At 65.6% G+C, this 18,134-nt stretch carries 17 protein-coding genes and 1 pseudogene; 4 read left to right on the top strand and 14 right to left on the bottom strand.

Annotation, left to right across the window (positions count from 1 at the left end):
- Positions 1-28: 28 nt before the first annotated feature.
- The 5 genes and pseudogenes from HNR73_RS27350 to HNR73_RS27330 all read right to left on the bottom strand — a co-directional run bounded on the left by HNR73_RS27350 (position 29) and on the right by HNR73_RS27330 (position 3,608).
- Complete coding sequence (locus HNR73_RS27350; protein ID WP_184790515.1) at positions 29-1,390, bottom strand: RICIN domain-containing protein; 1,362 nt, start codon at positions 1,388-1,390, stop codon at positions 29-31.
- 353 nt (positions 1,391-1,743) lie between these two features.
- Positions 1,744-2,442, bottom strand: coding sequence for a hypothetical protein (locus HNR73_RS27345; protein WP_184790514.1), 699 nt, complete (start codon positions 2,440-2,442; stop codon positions 1,744-1,746).
- A gap of 51 nt (positions 2,443-2,493) precedes the next feature.
- Positions 2,494-2,817, bottom strand: a complete 324-nt coding sequence (locus tag HNR73_RS27340; RefSeq protein WP_184790513.1) for a hypothetical protein — start codon at positions 2,815-2,817, stop codon at positions 2,494-2,496.
- A pseudogene (locus tag HNR73_RS27335) lies at positions 2,814-3,248 on the bottom strand (DddA-like double-stranded DNA deaminase toxin); the annotation flags it as partial. The pseudogene HNR73_RS27335 and the gene HNR73_RS27340, both read right to left, overlap by 4 nt.
- Positions 3,249-3,353: 105 nt before the next feature.
- Complete coding sequence (locus HNR73_RS27330; protein WP_184790512.1) at positions 3,354-3,608, bottom strand: hypothetical protein; 255 nt, start codon at positions 3,606-3,608, stop codon at positions 3,354-3,356.
- A gap of 446 nt (positions 3,609-4,054) precedes the next feature.
- Here HNR73_RS27330 and HNR73_RS27325 point away from each other — a divergent pair, with 446 nt between their 5' ends.
- The 4 genes from HNR73_RS27325 to HNR73_RS27310 all read left to right on the top strand — a co-directional run bounded on the left by HNR73_RS27325 (position 4,055) and on the right by HNR73_RS27310 (position 7,499).
- The gene (locus tag HNR73_RS27325; RefSeq protein WP_184790511.1) at positions 4,055-4,942 is read left to right on the top strand and encodes a hypothetical protein; all 888 of its coding nucleotides are present in this window, start codon (positions 4,055-4,057) and stop codon (positions 4,940-4,942) included.
- Between the two features lie 141 nt (positions 4,943-5,083).
- On the top strand, positions 5,084-5,398 hold the full coding sequence (locus HNR73_RS27320) for a hypothetical protein (protein ID WP_184790510.1): 315 nt from the start codon (positions 5,084-5,086) through the stop codon (positions 5,396-5,398).
- Between the two features lie 976 nt (positions 5,399-6,374).
- On the top strand, positions 6,375-6,926 hold the full coding sequence (locus tag HNR73_RS27315; protein WP_184790509.1) for an NUDIX hydrolase: 552 nt from the start codon (positions 6,375-6,377) through the stop codon (positions 6,924-6,926).
- Positions 6,927-6,992: 66 nt separating this feature from the next.
- Complete coding sequence (locus HNR73_RS27310) at positions 6,993-7,499, top strand: hypothetical protein (protein WP_184790508.1); 507 nt, start codon at positions 6,993-6,995, stop codon at positions 7,497-7,499.
- A gap of 110 nt (positions 7,500-7,609) precedes the next feature.
- Here the strand turns inward: HNR73_RS27310 and HNR73_RS27305 are convergent, their stop codons facing one another.
- From HNR73_RS27305 to HNR73_RS27265, 9 genes are all read right to left on the bottom strand, one after another.
- A complete protein-coding gene (locus HNR73_RS27305; protein ID WP_184790507.1) occupies positions 7,610-8,725 on the bottom strand; it encodes a hypothetical protein in 1,116 nt (371 codons plus the stop codon).
- Between the two features lie 167 nt (positions 8,726-8,892).
- A complete protein-coding gene (locus tag HNR73_RS27300) occupies positions 8,893-9,147 on the bottom strand; it encodes a hypothetical protein (RefSeq protein WP_184790506.1) in 255 nt (84 codons plus the stop codon).
- A gap of 14 nt (positions 9,148-9,161) precedes the next feature.
- On the bottom strand, positions 9,162-10,187 hold the full coding sequence (locus HNR73_RS27295; protein ID WP_184790505.1) for a DnaB-like helicase N-terminal domain-containing protein: 1,026 nt from the start codon (positions 10,185-10,187) through the stop codon (positions 9,162-9,164).
- A gap of 19 nt (positions 10,188-10,206) precedes the next feature.
- On the bottom strand, positions 10,207-10,863 hold the full coding sequence (locus HNR73_RS27290; RefSeq protein ID WP_184790504.1) for a hypothetical protein: 657 nt from the start codon (positions 10,861-10,863) through the stop codon (positions 10,207-10,209).
- Between the two features lie 221 nt (positions 10,864-11,084).
- Positions 11,085-12,902, bottom strand: coding sequence for a type IV secretory system conjugative DNA transfer family protein (locus HNR73_RS27285; protein ID WP_184790503.1), 1,818 nt, complete (start codon positions 12,900-12,902; stop codon positions 11,085-11,087).
- A gap of 11 nt (positions 12,903-12,913) precedes the next feature.
- Positions 12,914-14,407: a VirB4 family type IV secretion system protein gene (locus HNR73_RS27280; RefSeq protein WP_203686388.1), complete on the bottom strand. Its 1,494-nt coding sequence runs from the start codon at positions 14,405-14,407 to the stop codon at positions 12,914-12,916.
- 6 nt (positions 14,408-14,413) lie between these two features.
- On the bottom strand, positions 14,414-15,970 hold the full coding sequence (locus HNR73_RS27275; RefSeq protein ID WP_184790502.1) for an SCO6880 family protein: 1,557 nt from the start codon (positions 15,968-15,970) through the stop codon (positions 14,414-14,416).
- 44 nt (positions 15,971-16,014) lie between these two features.
- A complete protein-coding gene (locus HNR73_RS27270) occupies positions 16,015-17,412 on the bottom strand; it encodes a hypothetical protein (RefSeq protein WP_184790501.1) in 1,398 nt (465 codons plus the stop codon).
- On the bottom strand, positions 17,409-18,134 hold the full coding sequence (locus HNR73_RS27265; protein ID WP_184790500.1) for a DUF8175 domain-containg protein: 726 nt from the start codon (positions 18,132-18,134) through the stop codon (positions 17,409-17,411). The genes HNR73_RS27270 and HNR73_RS27265 overlap by 4 nt, the downstream gene beginning before the upstream one ends.

Genomic DNA, 18,134 nt, shown 5'->3' with positions numbered 1-18,134 from the left:
GGCAAGCCCGCGCGACAGACATGGGAAGTCAGGCGCCTCGCAGTCGGAAGAGTTGGGCCAGGGCGCTTTCGTGGCAGATCGCCTGCCACAGCGCTAGCTCGTCGGTGTTGTCGCTGCGGTTGTCCACGCAGTAGCCAGATTTCTGGTTCTCGATATATCGGTAGTACATCCAGCCGTTGTTAGTCGAGTCGTAAGTGACGTGCCAGAGCTGGCTGCCGCCGGAGTCGGTGCAGGTGTTCTGGACGATCTCAGCGGCGAGGTTCGTGCCGCCCTGGTAAGTGTCGAGGCATTTGCCGCTGTTGCGGTTCACGATCTTGTGCCAGCTGCCGTCGGAGCCATAGCCGGAGACGAACGCCCATTTCTCGTGTTCCCACGAACAGTGGGTTTGGGTCTCGATACCTGACTGCACGACGGAGGCTTCGTCGTCTTGGGTGCCGTTCTCGACACCGATGCACATGCCGCTTTGCGAGCTGGCCCACAGCACCCACTGGCTGGGGACAGGCTCGGGTTCAGGTGGAGGTTCGTCCTTCGGCGCTTCCTTCTTGGTAGACGTGGTGGTCGGCGGGGCAACCGGTTTCGATGACTTCGACGACGACGGCTCGCCAAGGCTGGTGCTAGCCGGGTCGCTTCCAGACGGACCGGGCACGTTTCCCGAAGCGTCGTCGCTCCCGTTCGCCGACAGCAATTGCCAACCCAGACCTCCGGTCGCGGCGAGCAACAAGACCACAAGCCCGAGGACAGCCCACATCCGCGACCGCCGTGCCGGTTGCCTCAGGACCTCATCTGGTGGTTTCGGCTGTTCTCGCTGCCGAAATGGGGTGAGGGCAATGTCCATCGCTTCCAACGGACCGGCGAGGTCGAGGACCTCGACATCAGCGGGCTCGGTGCTGTCACCGCCGCGCGTTGCCCTGGTGAGACCTACGACCTCGTTGGTGCCGTGCAGGACGACGGGGCCTCCGCTGTAGCCGGGCTCGGCTCGAAATGGACCCTTCCGCTGGTGCAACTGCCAGATCCCGAGACGTCGCTGACCGGCGATGGTGCCTGAGACGAAGTCCAGCGATGCACCGTGATCAGCGCTCGGCCCGCAGATCCGGACGGTGGCCCCAGACTTGATCGCCATGAAGCTCGCCGGAGCAAGCCCCTCAGGCAACGGCGACAATGGAGACAGAACAGCGAAGTCGCTCGCCGCGGCCCAGTCCCGCCCCGGCCCCCACACACTGACCTCGGCCTCAACCTCGGCACCCTCAACGAACGGAAACCGCAGCGCCACCTGCCCATCGGGCTCAGTGGCATCCTTTCTGGACCGTCCCAGAGCAGTGTTGACGACATGAGCGCAGGTGATTGACCGCTCGTCGACAACGACCGCCAGTCCCGCGCGCCGTCCGTCCATAGTGCGCACCACCGCTATCGAGCGCCCAGGCTCCACGTCGTTTCTCCCCCTCGTACTGACCCATCTCACCCCATCGTTGCAGGTCAGTGTTGATCTCCGACCGACACCGACCCAAGATCCGCACGATCATCCCGGCCCCACCGCCGCCATCGCAAAGCGATCGCTCTGCGCGATACAGCTCCGCGGCGGTGTCGGCGACACCAATGTCGTGGCATCCCAGCACGATCCCGACCTCGGTGATCGTCGCCAGGTGATGGAGCTGGTGGTAGTCCCAGACGATCGTGGCTGCGTCGAACTCGTTCTTGCTCAGACCGAAGTCTTTGCTCACTTGATGCCCTCTCCCGTCTGCAACGTCAGTCGAAGGGGGGCCAGGTTTCAGAGATCGGTCGCCACACCAACCAGTGATTCTCGTTCCACCAGTCACGTTCGATCGCACACGACCAGCGGATGCCCGACACGTCCGGTGGCGCGTAGCCTGTCTGGCGCAGTTCCTGCGTATACGCATCGGGAGAAGCAGCCCGGCTGAGCCCTGCCATCAGCTCCTTGTTGACGGCCGAGTCGGTCGTGACCTGCAGGTCGTCCTCCTCACCCTGGTCGGGATGCGGCCCGACCCACAGAAGCATGTCCACCGGTTCGCCCTGTTCGTCCACCTCACCCCACTGATCCCCACCCAGACACAGGCTCCACCCCGTGTAGCCGGGCGGGTCCGGCGGCGGCGTCAGATCAAGGCCCAGCGCGTACTTCGTGAAATCGACCGTGTCCATCTCATCGACCTTCACCATCAGATCAGCGATGACCTCGGGCGCGGCCTCCAACGGACGGTCGTAGACCACCGGCCCAGGGCCAGGCAGCCACATGACGATCCGACCGCCGCCCAAGAGCGGGCCGTAGACCATCACCTTGTCCTCCTGGCCCTTCTCCGGATCAGGGCACAGCCCCAAGGCATGCACCTGATCCCGCAGCGGCCGGAGCCTCCCATCCCACTCCGCCAAGAGACTGCGCTGGATCTCACGGTCGGTCGACACGGCCCAACAGGCCAGCTCAACGTCCACCTCAATCTCCTTCTGACCTCGGTGCATGAGACGGCCCGGCCACGATGCGGATCACGAACGAGCCTGGTCGCCAGGGTCTGACCAGCCGGCTTGCGAGCTCGGGTCGCTATCGTCGGCAGGTTCTGGAAGATCGGCGTCATCCGGATTGTTCTCTGGACCCCACCAGTAGAGAACCGGATTGCTGTAGTCACGTTCGGGGTAGGCAACGATGATCGCCCAGGCTGAGAACCCTTCGGGTTCCGGCGGCGGCGTGAGCCCGATGCTCATCGCGTACCGGCCGAGCCCATAGGAGTCCAGTTCTTCCTCCTTGGCCCACAGATCGGTCAGCACGTCGGCACTGGCCTCCACGGGGCGGTGGTACTCGTCTTCGCTCACTTGATGCCCTCTCCAGTACCCACGATCTTCCAGCGGCCTGGCACGCCGCGCTTGGGGATCACATGCACATACACGACGGTGTCTTTAGGGATTATGTGACGGAAGTTCTCCGAGCAGCCCATGGGGTGCGCCTGCTCCATGCCGGGTCGAGGCGCGCCGCACGTAGGAATATTCAGGTAGACGGCTCCACCGTTGATCCCGTTATCTCGAATGGCTTTCGCCAGCGCGCCTTCGACATGCCACGACGTGGTGACGTCGGGGTTGTTCCATGCCGGCTTCAGTTCTGGGCGGTGGGGTTGCTTGCCCTTTTGGTACGGCTTGTACGCCTCCTCGTTGACCCTCGTGCCGTCGGAGGTGTACAAGAACGCGCGGGCCGAGGTGTTGCCCGCTGCGTTTTTCGGGTACTCCTCCTGTTCAATCGCCTTGACAGCATCGGGATGCGTGTACCGAGGGCGAAAGTCCTTGAGCGGAGGAGGTTTCGTGGTCGCCGGTGCAAGGCTGGTGCCACTGTTGGCCGGCGCACTGTCTCCGGGCTGTCAACCCCGAGCCGACTCGACGGTCGACTTCACCGTGTCGGACTCGTTCTTGGCCTGCTCCAGGATGCCCCGGATCTTCTCCAACCCGTCCTTGCTGTTGTTGATGATGTTGGCCAGCCCTTCGGCCCCGGCTCCCTGGAGCTGGCTGTACAGCTCATCGGCCTGTCCGGCAGCCGCCCCGACCTGGCTGATCGCTCCGTCGATTGCGCCCTTGAGGGTTTCGATGGCAGCAGACACGTCATCGATGGAAGCCACGGGCAACTCCTTTGTCTACAAGGGGTGGGTACTCCCGCACGGTTGTACCGCCGAGCACTGACACATCCTCGCCCAGCTCACATCGACGGCCAGCGACAGGTCCATATCGGACACCAACAAGCCAGCGAAGCTCGTGGTCTGTGTTCCTGCAAGGTTCGCAGCGCGGTGACGACCGTGGTCAACAGACGCGTGCCACACGCGGGACCACTCGTCGATCGGGGCCCCAGTTGGGTCGTAACTGGACGACGGCGCACACGGTCGGCGAACCGGATCCACCAGTGCCACGCGTCACCAAACCGAGATCCTCTCGGTTGTAAAGGTGCCGTCGCGACCACCAATAGCAGTCCCGGGCACTCCCTGGACCTAATTGCCGGTCGCCACCAGGCCGGAACGTCCAGGAGCCTTCCGCCCCACCGCAACGAGCACGCCAGCAAGGAGAATCGCCGGTGAAAGCCACACGCCTACTCGCCGTCATCACCGTTTTCGCCGCTACCGCGGCACTGACCGGCTGCACGAGCGGCGCCAAAGCCGACGGCCCGTCGGCCGACCAGATCCAGGCTGGTCGGGAGGTCTACACGCGCCTGCGGACCCTCATCGAGGGCACCCCGCGCGACTCGCTGCGCGGCAACGCCGTCGCCAACTACCTGATGTGGAACGCCACCGCCGAGTGCATGCGCGAACGCGGCTGGGACTACCAGATCGCCCCCTACGTAGTCGGCGGACGCCTCACCCGGCCCGGCCCGCCCGGCGACATCACCGCATGGGCCGACATCACCGACGACTTCGGGATCGCCGAGATGGCCGCACTCGCCGCCAGCGAAGGTTTCATCGCCGATGGCGAGTTCCACCCCACGGGGATGGAAAACCTCTCCGGAGAGGACGAGCAGCGCTGGATCGATGACATGAACGAGACCTGCATGTCCGCAGGGACCGGCCCGATGTTCGAAAGCTACCCACCAGACGTCCTCCAGGGCGTCGGCATGGAGTTCACCGCGCTCCTGGTCAAAGTCGCCGCCACCCCCACCGCCCAAGCGCTCCAAAACCAGTGGGTGGACTGCCTGGCCGACCAGGGCTTCGACGCCCACACCAAGCACGACGGCTACGACGGCCCCGAACTGTGGCCGGGCTTCCGGCAGGCCACCGAGGGCCGCGAAAACAAAGGCGCACTCGCCGATGCCAAGTGCCGGCGGCCTCTGCACGAACACGTCCTGGCCGACGGCGCCGCCGACCTCGCTGCCTTCGAGACAACCCACCAAGACCAGCTCGCCGACGCCGCCGAAGCATGGCGAGACCTGCGCGCCGAATCCGACCGAGTCCTGGCCGCCAACCGATAGCCCATCTCGAGGACGCCGTCTCGTGGACGGTCTCTGGCGGATGTCAGCGGCGACCACGGTTGCGTGTGGAACTGGTCGTCGGCTTCAGCGGATGTGACGTATGCGGTCGGCTAGGTCTCACGCTCCAACTACTGTCGCGGTATGACAGTCACGGAGCCGCCCGGGGCCGATCCAGGCAACATCGCCGAACTCGAGCTGTACGCCGAGATCCTGTCAACGATTCTGATTCAGTTGCCCACCACATCAGGGGTGCTGACCACAGTCCACCGCATGCTGCGCGAGGGAGCCGCGGCTGGCGTGATCAGCCTCAGCGGCGACGCCGACACTCCCGACATTGAACGCTCGGCAGGGCTGGCACTCGTTGAGCGGATCCGAGCGTTGACCCGGAAAGAGTCCGCCAGCATCGGTTTCCGCATCTTCCCAGCCGGGCCGACGTCAGGCCCTGCCGTGCCGTAGGCAGCCATCGAAACTCGGCTCGGTGCGCTGTCTGCCTGACGACATCGAGTCACTGCCTGGTGGTTTGGTGCGGGGCCCTTGCGGGGCCCGATTCGGACTGGTGTCGGGCGGCCCTTCGGGCAGCCCGATCGCATCATGAGCGTATGAGCGCCCCGCCTCCCGCTCCAAACCAACGCGGCTCGCGGCCCTGTTGCGACTACCGGCTCGTCACAACGACGCCCGGGACCAGCCAAGCTCCACGAACGGGTGGTCGTAGTCGAGATCTTGGACGGAGACGGGTTAGCGTTCCGAATGCGTACGCTAGACCGCTCAGCAGGGACTTCGCCCTCTCGCCTCTGCGAGAACTGTGGTGCTCAGGTTCCGCCACGCCGCCGCACCTTTTGCTCGACAGACTGTCGCGAGCAAGGCAAACGCAAGGCACGAGACGCTGCGCAGGAAGCAGCAAGAGCCGAGTCGAAACGCAAGATGGAGGAGCACGCCCGTCAAGTCGTCGACCGCGCCGGACCAATCCCTCCTGAGGTCGCTGCGGAGATCCGCAGCTTGCTGTGGCCAGAATCCATCACTGCACGACGTCCCAGCCATCAAACCCAGACACGCCAGCAACATCAAGAGTCCGGAGCACGGTCAAACCAACTGCCGGCGAACCAGGCAGGCTACGCCCGCGTTCCCAAGAGCCTTCCTCCACCTACTGGAGGTGAGCTACACAAGCCGCCCGACGTCGAGTGCTACATCATCGGGGTCAAGCAACACGGGTGTGCCTCGACTTTCGTCATGGTCGCCACCCTCGAGGAAGCGCAAGCACAGCTCGCCCAGTTTGCTACTGTCGGCCCTGTTGAACAAAACTGAACTGCGTGACCGACGAGGTGGAGCACGCCGACACCGAGGTTGACTGGAGTGTTGCCCTTGGCCACGGAGAAGCCCGTACCCTCGCAGTTCACCGCCCGTGCCATTCAGCGTCGGCCCGTAGGCTGACACCATGACGCGAGATCGCCCCACCCAGTGGACCATTCTCGGTGAGCATGAGATCGATGGCTCCCGTCGGGCGAAGTGGAGCATCGCGCACGTGCGTTTGCCGGACGGGGTCGAGTTTGAGCAGTACGTCCTGCGTGCTCCGGCGTCGGCGATGGCGTTGCTGATCGATCCAGAGGACCGTGTACTACTTATGCACCGGCATCGTTGGGTCATCGATCGATGGGTATGGGAGCTCCCCGGTGGGTACTGCGACCCGCAGGAGGACCCGGCGGTATGCGCGGCGCGGGAAGCCGAAGAGGAGACGGGATGGCGCCCAGCGGCATTGAAGCCGTTGATCTCGTTTCAGCCGTGGGTCGCCAGCGCCGATTCGGCCCAGCACTTGTTCGTTTCCCACGGTGCGACATTCACCGGTGCACGGACGGATGTCAACGAGGCTGAGGAGATCGCGTGGATCCCGTTGGCTGAGATTCCCGAGCGCATTGAAGCCGGTGAGATCGTGGGCTCTGCCTCGATAATCGGACTGCAGGCAGTGCTGCTCGATCGCCGACACGGTTGACAGTTCATCAATGGCGGAATCTCACGTGACGGGCTCATCAGTCTCAGACTGAGTACTGTCGGCCATATGCGCATCCCCCTGTCCGAGGCCGTGGACCGCTACCGACGTGAACCTCGCGCCCACAGCAACGCCTACGACTGGTACCGCAACTCGGCGCGCCAATACGGCGCAGTGTCGCTCGGCGGCCACCGCATCCCGGCTGTCAAAGTTGGACGACAGTGGATGGTCGACGAGGAGGACGTGGAGCATGCCTTGACGGCGTGGCGTGCGGAGCTCGCCAACCTGGTACAAATGACAGCCGACTACCAGTCCCGCGTTCTACATACGGGCACTGTGCGCATCGACGGCGGCGGTTACACCGTCCAAGGAGCGTTCCATTTCGTCTGGAACGACAGGTCGCGAGCCCTTCACGACAGCGACGGGGCCTGGAAGTGCAACACGTATTGGACTTCGGCGTCGCAGGAACGCGGCCGCGAGGAATGCCACCGTTGCCGAGACTGGCGTCCTTGTGGAAAGGATTGCACGGTCTCGCGGATCTTCTGCTCAACGTGTGGGGCATCCCAACCCAGGTGACGTCAGTCGCATCGGATGCGAGGATCCTCTACTGATCTTCTTCAACCCTTACTCAGAGGTGGGGCCGATAAACGTTGCTCTTGGCCGCCGGATCGGCAGACCAATCATGATCAGCTCTCGACGGCTGGTGCCTCGGCATCGGTCTGTCCTTGGCGAGGCTGCGGCGGCACAGAAGCGACGTGCACCTTCTCCCCACCGAGTAGCGGCGCACCATCGGGGCCTTTGAGGTAGGGGGCGATCCACTTCGGGCGGTGGTCGCCGAGGCTCGGGTACCAATGGTTGCGCCAATGCCCGCGCACCACCCACCGGTGCCGGTACTCCCGGCCCGAGTCCGAGCCAGCCTCATCGTCACGGTCAGCTGCCAGCGCTGAGCGGAGCTTGATGATCCGCACGTCGCGTTCGGGGATGCCGTCTTTGATCGCGCGGCGGCGTTCGGGCCGTGGCGTACGTTCGACGGACTCATCGGCGAGGTTGGCTTGCCGCGCTAGCTGGAAGGCGCCCAGAACCATGCGCGCCCACACCAGCGTGTCACGCGTGGGGTCGTTGTCGCCACCGAGCTGATACTTCTCCACCGGGGCTCCCGGGGGACGCAACGCGATGATGCCTTCGTTGTCGATCATCACCGGTGGCCTCGATGCCCGCATGGCGCGCAACTGGTCGATGCCTCTGGCCAACTGCGTGCCTAGGTCAGTGTGCACGTGGGTTTCAGAGTAGAAGGAAAACCACACCCGCTCCAGGCCTTCTGCTCTCCAGTCGGGCCGCTCGAAGGATGGTGGCATCGGCCCCCAGGAGGCGGCCACGATCCTCGCCGGAATGTCCGCTAGGGCCTGGTGCGCCTTGGCGATCTCCGGGTCGAAGCCGAGGGCCGCGAAGTCGATCCCTTCCGGCTCGGGAACCTCGTGGATCGGTTCGGCGAAGACCACGAACCCGTAGGGCGAGGGCAGGTCAGACGCCATCGGCGCGAAAGGCGGCATTGTCGGCCACGCCGACGCGAGCAACGTGCACAGGTCCTCGTCTACGAACCACAGCTCCGCCTGCTCAAGCCGGTTCGCTTCCGCAGCGGCCAGGAGCCTCGCGACTCGCTCGTCCGGCCCTGGTGGTCTGATCGGCTGCTGACCTGTCTTGATGGCGTCGTAGAAGAACTGCACCCCGTCGGGGGCGTTGTAGTGCTCTCGCGCAAGGCGCCGCAGCACGGGTACCGAAGTGGCTGTACGCATCGTGGGCATACCACCACTGTGGACTATGCCTGCGACACCAACATCTGGCGGACCTCAAGCCTTAGCGCAAGTTTTTGCAAGATCGTTAGTCGCGGGCCGTAGTCCTCGGACGACGTCTGAATCAAGCTGAAGGAACAGCATCGGCGCCACCTCCCACTGCTGGCCATGGCAAGTGGTCAGGTTCTTCTAATGAGGCCGATCCGAGTGATCACGGCCTGCCGGTGAATGTTGAGGAACGTTACGAGGCCGGGGTCGTCGACCAGTAGCCACCGTTCGATCTCTTCGACCCACCAGTGGTCGCGGTAGCGCGCAAATCCGGTCATGACGTCGGAGAGGTATTCGGCCGAACCGTCGGCGATCGCGGTGTTCATGTCTGCGGCGGAGACGACAGCGGGTTCTTCGGTGCCGGTGCGGGGTGTGGTGTCGTTCATCGTTGGTTCCCCTTCTACGGCTTCAGGCTCGGACCGGACTGGCCGTTCACGGGTCCTGGGACGACGTCCTGGATGGTGGGGTCAAGGCCTCCGGTGATGGGGCCGAGTTGCGGCTGCGGCGTCTGTTGGGGAGCGGAACCTGGTTGGTAGGTGATGGCGGGGAGGTTCGCTGACAGGGTGGCGTGGAGGTCTTCTGTGATGAGGTCGGCTGCGATGTCGAGGGCGCTGACCCGCTGCTCGGGTTCGCTGGTGCTGAGGCGCTGGATGTAGACGGCATCGGGGTCGCCGGCGCGGGGTTCGACCGTTGAGCCGTCGAGGATCGCGGTGAGGCGGCGCTGGTTGTCGAGTTCCCAGGCGACGATGACCGCATCGACGTTGTCGCCGCCGACGGCCAGGGACAGGATCGTCTCGTATACCTCGCGACGCTGCTGGCTGGTGAAAGTCTCCGAAGGCAGTGTTCGCGCCAAGGTGACGGCCTGCTCGGGGTGGCGCATCACGTCGGCGAGGAGAGCGTCTTCTCGACCGGCACGGCTGTCGGGTGCGGGCACTGGGCGTGGTGAAGGGTCGGATGCCAGCCACGTCGCTGGCTGACTTCGTGCCGTGGCGAACACTTCAGCGTGGCGCTGCAAGGCAGCGGCAAGGTGCTGGGTGTGGGTGCGGGCGGCGCCGGGCTCGGCACTGCCGGCGGCTTGTGCGATGCGGGTGGCGTGGGAGGCGACAATGCGTCGGAACCCGCTAGCCTGCACCAGCTGGGCATAAGCGGCGACGTGTCGGGAGTTGGGGCAGTGGCGGCGCAGGCGCTGCAGGTGCTCGGCGTCGATTCCCGGTGACGCGGACCGTACAGCGGCCACGGCGAGGAGGTCATCGCCGCGCAGGTCGGGGTGGTCGGCGCGCAGGGTCTTGAGCTCGGTGAACAGGCCGCCGTAGGCGGCATGGTCGAAATATTCGGGCGTCAGCTGATAGACCACGGCGGGTGGCTGCTCGTCGGCGAGCATGGCGCCGATGAGTGCCTGCTCAGCCTGCAAGGTCACATAGGACATGTGGGTCGCTCCTATCGGTCTAGAGGCCGGAGAGGCGCTTGTGGACTTCGGCGGCGCCGACGAGTTCGGCGAGCCGTGTCTGGGCGGTGTCGAGTTCGCGGGTGACGGCTTCGTCGGTGATCTTCAGCCAGCCGTTCTCGGTGGCGGCCCACCATGCGTCGTGGTGATGGACGTATTCGGCCACGCCGACGCTCAGTACGCCCGCGGTGCCGTCGTCGAGGTGTTGCTGCATGTCTTCATGGGTGATCACGTCGTCTCCTTCTCTGAGGTGGGGTCGCCATGCGTGTGCGAGAAGCCGGGTGGGGATGCCGGTGGTGGGGTCGGCGTCGATCCATCCCTGCTTGGTCGCTTGTTCGGTCGCGACCGGGGTGCGGTGCTCGGGGCGGGCGCGGCAGCCTTGGGCGTAGAAGTTCGTCATCGCCGTGGCAAAACCGCGCAGGTCGTTGTGCCAGGACCGGGCGGCCTGCCCGGACGGACTGTCGGACTGGTAGATCTGGTCTCGCCAGGCCTTCAGCGCCCGGAGTTCCTCGATGAGGCCGGGGTGCTGCGGCCAGCACTCCGGGAGGCGTCCGGCGATGGAGAGCTCGTAGCGGTCGTGGAGCCACTCGACCCAGTCGACGAGGTCAAGCCACTCTCGCTGGCGCTGCTCGGGGTCGAGGTCATGCCATTCGATCAAGGATCCGAACCCTTGAGCATCCTTCGCGCTTTCTGCGGTGGGTACTCTCTCTGCTTCCGGGGCGGTCGGCTTCTCAGGGTTCGCTTCTCGCGCGGCGTGATCCCGGCGTGGCATGCGCAGTGGACGTCCGGGGGTCCTGCTGGTCTTCGCGCGTGGCATCGGGACCGGGCCCTTGCGTTCTCGCCTGGGCGGTTGATTCGGGTCGATCCACCGGTACCGGATCACGGCGCCACCTCCACCGGTGTGTCACTGATCGGCCATGCCTTCGTGGCCGTGGTCAGTCCATGTACGTACTCGACCGAGGCCGCGTAGGTCTTGGCATCGGCGGTCTCGTAATGCCTGCGCATGATCGTCTTGATCGCCGGTGTCGTGGAGTGAATGACCAGTGCTTCACGGCGATCGGCAGATAGGGTCCGGATCCCCTTGGCCGACATGGTCGGCCGCTCCCGCAGCGAGGTCGATGTGCTGGTGCCACCGCGTCCATGCTGCGTAGTGGTGATCGTCTGGTCGTAGCTGCCGGTGAGCTTCGAGAATGCCTCCAGTTCGTCGCCGGACAAGCCGCCGAGGGCGATCTTGGTGGTGGAGGCGGCCCACAGCATGTCGGCACCGTCGCGGCCCCACCGTTGTCGGGCTTGGGCGAAGGACTGGAACACCGCAGTGATGAAGATGCCTGAGCCGCCCGCGTACGACATCAGGGAGGCCAGATTGGGGAGCGGCGCAACGTTGCCGATCTCGTCGAGGAACATGCCCAAAGCCGGGTCCAACCTGCCCCCTGGGTTGCGGTCGGCGAGGCGTTTCGCGACGTGAGTGACTTCGTCGACGAACGCCGAGATCAGCGGAGCGAGATCTTTGGCCCGGTGCTCAGGGATCAACAGATAGAGGGTTCCGTTGTCCCGGAGGAACTCCTCGATGTTCAGACCATGCCCGGTGGCGGGGCAGAACACCTCCCGCGCAGCCTTCGATAGCAGCGGAGCGACACCGGTCAACACGGTCGTCCATACCGAGGACCTGGGCTCTTCGGGAGAACTGTAGATCCTGTCGAGCATGGTGCCAACACCCAGTGCGGCGCTCGGGTGAGTCTTGAGGATCGCCACCGACTCGCTGTTGGTGTCGTCCATGGCCCACTCAAGGACCGACTCCATAGTCAGGTTCTGCAGAGCTGCGGCATGCATCCACGCGGCGAGGAGGTTGGTGGCGGTCATCCCGAAGTAGCCGGCGCCTTTGGAGTCGTCATTCCCTTTCCCGACGGTCACCAAAACTCCGGCGCGGTCGCGGGCCTTGTCGAACTCTTCACACCCCGACAGTGGCGACCACGACAACCGGTGCGGCCAAGCACCGCCGTTGAGGTCCATCACCGCCACCGGGCCACGGTCCTGTCGGACCTGATAGGTGTTCTCGATGACGTCAGGGCGGACCGAGGTGACAACCGCCGGACCACGCCAGTGCCCCAACCACGGGATGATCACCTGGCTGGACTTGCCGATACGAGGCGCCGCCTCCAACCACACCGACTGGTCCACGAGCGCGAACAGCTCCATGTTGGACGGCAAGGCTCGTCCGAGTCTGACGGCAACATCGTCGACCTCGACGGCCTTCGCTGGCAACGACGGCCGCAAGCGGGCACCGTTCTTCAGGCATGCGGCCTTGGACAGCGCACGGGCAAGTTCAGTACGAGTGGCGAACCCACGCACCCGGCGACCGCGTCCCGAAGCCCGCAGGACGAAGAACCCAGCCACGCCAAAGACGGCGAGAACGACGACCGCGGCGATATAGATCGGGACCGGTCCGGGGATACCGTCGCGGACAGCGAGCGGCCAGGCCTGCCGTGGGTCATCGAGGTGCGCAGGCACGTGGAGTGCAGCGTGCAGGCCGTCGCCAAGCGACGCCGTCGGCCAGGTCCCATAGACCATGAATCCGGCGAGTTGCCCGGTCGTCCACGTACCGAGGGAGCCGGCGGCGACCAGCAGGAGGCCGCCGAGGATGAGCGCGTCCTGACCAGAGTCGATGACCCCCCGGCGGGTCGAGACAGTGTTTGCCATGGTCAAAGCCCCTAACGCATTTTCTCGTTGGTGTAGTACAACGTCCGCTCCAGCGGTGTGAGCACGCTCTGGACCACAGCCGACGTGGCGCGTCCGACCTTCCACACGGCCCGGCCGACCTGCTCGCTGGTCCAGCTCGCGATGTGGGCGGCCTCGGTGTCCGTCAATCCGATCGCGTCACGCGTCATTGCCAGAGGTGCGGTGTCCTGGGCGAGGCAGATACGCACATCGCACGAGGAGATCAGGTTCTTGGCGATGGAGACTTCTTCGGAGCCGGCGGCGCCGACGGCTTCGAAGTCGGACAGGCGGTGTGTGGCGAGGACCTGGATGGTGCCTTGGGCTCGGGACAGGCGCAGGTCGGCGTCGACTTTGCGGATCATGGCCTTCTGCTGCATCGCGCGCCACAGCTCGTCGCGCACCACGAGGCGCACAGGACCGTCGGGTTCGTCGATGGCGGCCTGCCCCCAGCTTGAGACGCAGGCCAGTGTCATGGGAACGGTGTGGTCACCGCGGGAGTCGATGCGGGAAATGTCGACCGTCTGGATCGGGGCATCGAAGTCCAGCCGCACAGTCGTAGGCGCATCGAACAAGCCAGACAAAGAACCGTTGACCATGATGCCGAGAGCGTCGGCTGCTGGGCGGATCATCTCCCGCAGCACCTCGATCGACCCGGCACGAAGATCGTGTGCCATCTCCTCAGAGGGGTCCCGAAGAAGTGCCCACACCTGCGGAATCGTCGGGTCTGACAGCTCGCTGTTGCCGGTGAGCTCACCGGAGGCGGTCTTGATCGCCGCCGACAGAGCAACCTCCTCCGTGGGGGACAGTTCGCGGCCAAGGCGCATCACGATCAAGCTGGACAGCAAGGTGATCCGCCGGCGGTGGATCTCTTCGAGGCGTTCGGCGAGCTCATCTCCACCGGCGGGAAGGTTGGCACCCAGAGGTCCAGCGTCGAGGGGATTCAACCGTGCCGACAGGCCGGGGCCGAGTTCGACGGGCTCCACCCCAAGGGCACGGGCGAGAGACGCGTACTCGTTCTTCAAGTCGCCGAGAACGAAGGTCTTGACCCCGTAGGCCATCAGGCGCAGTGCAAGGGCTTTGATGGTCGCCGACTTGCCCGACCCGGGGATCCCGGTGATCAGCAGGTTGGGATTGGAAATCAGTCCCCTGTGGAGCCATTCGATGGGGTGGCAACTGAAGGCGCCGCCGGAAAGACAGTCAACTCCCATGTAGACACCAGCTGCGGGAATGCCCTGGCCGTAGAGCCAGGGGTAGATGCCCTGGACCTGCCCGGTCGAACCGCGCGTAACCGGGACCTGCGGTGTGATCGGGGCTCTGCCATGGAAAGGCCTGGCCTGCCCGCGCCGAGGCGGCACAATCTCACGGGGCGTGCGCTGCTTCTTCTCGCGTTTAGGCTTCGAGACCTGGGCGGTGGCGCCTAGGAGTTCGGCGATATCTGCGGCGACCGGGAGTTCGTTGCTGGGCTTGGTTCTGAACAGCATGGCCATCGCCGGTCACCACCGCTTCTTCGGCAGGCCGAAACCCAGCGGAAGCGCCGACATGGCGAAGCCGATGTCCTGCGCGAACCACATGCGCCTGACCTCGATGCGCGCGGCGGCGGCGTCGGCTTCCACGGCGGCGCAGGCGTCGTCGAGCTCGCCCGGGTCGGTGACCGTCACGGTGACGTAGCCGGTCATGCGGACCAGGCCGTGCCCGGCAGCGCGTTCGGCGTCCTGAGCCGCAGCACGCTCGAGGGCAGCTTGCTCGTGTTCAGGGACGATCTGCCCGGTCCGCTGCCGCATCCGCACCGCCACCGACCGCTTCGTGCGTTCCCGCATCACACTCTTCTCGGCCTCACGTGGCCCGAGCGGTTCGAAGTGCATGGAGAACGCGCGCCGGTGCAAGCCCTCACCCAACAGGGGAGCCAGCACGGTGGCGTGGGTCTGGCTTCTCGGCCATTCGGCGACCCAGTACGTCGCGCTGACCGCGCCGTCGTGGAGATAGTGGCCGGGAGTCGCCTCGGCGGCGGCCGGACCGGTCACCGACGCCGCCACACCAGCCGCCAGGCCCTCGCCGTCAGTGTTGTTGGCACCCGCACGGCGATCGGCGAGGTGGCGAGCGGAATGGGGGTCATAGGCGGTCCGGATGACCTCAGCCAAGTCACGCGGTCCAAGCCAGGCCTGGATGTGGAGGTCGGCGCCACCGATCTGCGCCGCTAGCGCACGCAGGTGCCGGGTCATGACCGTCGCTGCACCCACCGAACCACCACCGGCGGCCTTGATCGTCGAAGCCGCCCGACGCTCGTCCATCGTGAACGCAAGGAATGCCTCCCGCTGTGAGGTGGCGAGCGTGGCGGTGGCGAGGAGGCTCTCAGTGACGGCAACCGCGGCTTCTGGCGCGTCGACGGCGAGGTGATCGCCGTGCCAGCGCCGGAGGGCTGCACCCGATTCTGGGACCAGGCGCTGCAGTGCCTGAACTCGTACGATCGGGGATCCTTCGGTGCACAGGCCGGCGAGGAGTCCGCCCCAACCGGAGACGCGCTGTTCGCGGCGGCTGCTGTCGACGAGGCCGATGCCAGGGAAGGTCACCCGCGCGATGGCGGTGTAGGTGCGGTCGATGCGGTGTTTGGCCAGCGCGAGGGGTGCTCCGCCGGGGAAGTAGGCATCCAGGATTGATACCGGTGCGAGGATCCCAGGCAGGTCGAGGGGCTTGCCACGGCTCGGGTCGGCGTTGTCCGGCGCGAACGCCGCCGACAGGAACTTGTGCTGGTTTCGGAACCGCAATGCTTGGAACGACACCGCTGCCGTGACCCACTCGTCGGCGGTGCGTCCGTTGATGCGGATGAAGGCTGCGGCGAACAGGACCGCCGCGATCGGCCAGCACACAACCGCCATGCGCATGTTCGATGCCGAAACCGGCCAGATCCCCACCAGGACACCGGCACCGATCATCAACGCGCGCTGCCCGGACAGGCCGAACAGGAACGCGACGCGTTCGTGTTGCCACCCGAAATAGGTGCGAACCGGGCTCTCGGGGCTGTTGGAGGGTGCAGAAGAGACAGGGGTAGCCATGGAGGGGTCCTTCGCAGGGGTTGAAGAAGAGAAGGTGGCGGTGGTCAGCCGTGTTCAGGCGGCGATCCGTCGAAACGCTCGTGGGCAGCTTCGTGCGCCAGGTAGCCGTCGGGGTTGTAGGTAATGGCCGGCGAGTCGGGTGCGTGGGAGACCTCGACCGTTGCCGTACTCGCCTGGGTGTGGGTGCTGGCCTGCCACATCGCAGCGCCCCCGGCGACCACACCGCCTCCAGATGGTGTCCCGGCGGGATGGATGTGCGGGTTGTGGCGCATCCCGGCATGCCCGGCGGTGGACTCCATGCCTTTGGTCAGCTGGTTGGCTCCGGCCTGTGCAAGCTGCAAGCCGAGGGCCGCTATGGCCGCCGGCCCCAAGGCCGCTGCCCCGCCGGCGGCTCCGGCGCTCTTGGTTCCGGTCATGCTTCCTGCGCGGGCGTTGACAGCCGACATGGTCCGCTCCTCCGAGGCCTGCCCGAACGCTTCCGGGGACACACCGGCCGTCCCGCCCTTGGAGCTCGACAGCTTCGAAGCCGAACCGGCAGCGAAGCCGAGCAGCCCAGCAAGACCGGCACCGCCGGAGACGTGGGATTGGGTGAAGGTCATGAACTTCCCGATCGCCGGCCACGCGAGGGCGGCGAGCAGGAGGACGAGCATGCCGGACAGCATGGTGGCGATCTCGCCTTCGGCGTCGTCCATGATGGTGAACCCGATCGCGAAGCACAGCGCGATCACGGGTTTGAGGATGATCAGCTGGATGGTGGCTTGCACGAGTTTCGACCACCACGCCTTGGTGACTTCGGAGGTCTGTCCGGCTGCTGCGATCGGGGACGTCGCGATGAGGACGGCGATCGCTGCGTTGCGCAGCAGCAGCTCGAACCAGAGGACTGCGACCAGGCAGATCCCGACGACGGCGAGGATCAGCAGCAGGCTCATGGACATGTTCGGGTCGTCGGGCATGATCGCGGTCAGTTCGTCGACCAGGCCCTGGGTGGACTCGAAGGTCCCGTCGATGATCCATTGAGTGAGCTGGTCGGAAGCGGCCAGTGCCGCCGCCGAGATCGTCAGCACCAGGAGACAAGCGAGGGCGGCTTTTCCGATCCCGACGAGGGCCTCGGCTATGCCACGACCATCATGCGTGAAGGCTGTCCGGGCGACCTGCATGAACAGCAGCAGGACGGCGACAACCATCGCGATGCCCAGCGACATGCCCCAGATGCTGTCGAAGCGATCCGACTCGATCGTTAGCCCGGGGAACGTGCCGAAGGCTTCGGCGAACGCTCCGAGCATTCCGACCGCGGCTTCCGCGAAGCTGCGGCAGACCGCTTCCCAGGCGCTGCCCGCGAGACTTCCGGTCACGGCTCCGGGAAGTGTTCCGATCAGGCCGCCGCCGGGCAGACAGGTCCAAACTGCATTGGGGTCGCAGGGTTCGAGCAGCACGTTGATCATCTGGTGAGCCCCTTCCAGCCAGCGGCTGCTGCTTCAGTCGTGTTGGGGGTACGGGCCAAATCCGAGTAGTCGATGCCATCGAGCAGCTGGGAGTACTTCCAGTCGCCCTCGACCCATCGCAGAGAGCCGGTGAACACGCCCACGGCTGACTGCGTCCCCTTGGCCGGGGTGGTCGCAGTGAGATAGCCGAGCAGCAAGACCGTCATCTTGCCCGCGGTGACGTCCCGAAGCTGGTAGGCGACCGGCGCCAGGACCAGCGAGGCACCTTGTGGGACAGGCCCCGTCTCCGGCAGCCCGAGCTCCTTGCGAGAGTTCGCTGGCCCTCCGGCGATGCTGTCGACACCTCCAGTCCACGCCGGGTCAGCGATGATCTCACCGATCCGTCGTGCCCGGTCCGGGTCGAGCGTGGAGCCGATCTGTGCCCAGTACTCGGCAGCCGCCGAAACGGCGCCGGGGATGGTGTGTGGGTAGCCAACCGCGACACCGTCGATGGTCGTGCTGCCGGGGATGACTGTGAGCGCGCCAAGGTCGTCGGGGTCGACGCCGAGAACCTCGCTCGACGATGAGCTCGGGCCTGGTTCGGTCTGTGGCGTGTCGGCGGCTCCGTTGTCGATGACGCGGTAGATGACGGCGCCGAGGCCGATCAAGATCGCCGCGGCCACGGCGCCGGCCAGGATCAGACGCCATCGGCCGCGTGGTTTGCCCAAGAAGTCGTTGCTCAC

It is taken from the genome of Phytomonospora endophytica, from assembly GCF_014202425.1.
In the GTDB taxonomy this organism is placed as follows: domain Bacteria; phylum Actinomycetota; class Actinomycetes; order Mycobacteriales; family Micromonosporaceae; genus Phytomonospora; species Phytomonospora endophytica.
The sequence above is the reverse complement of the archived record's forward strand: the minus strand, read 5'-3'. Positions and strand labels throughout refer to the sequence as shown.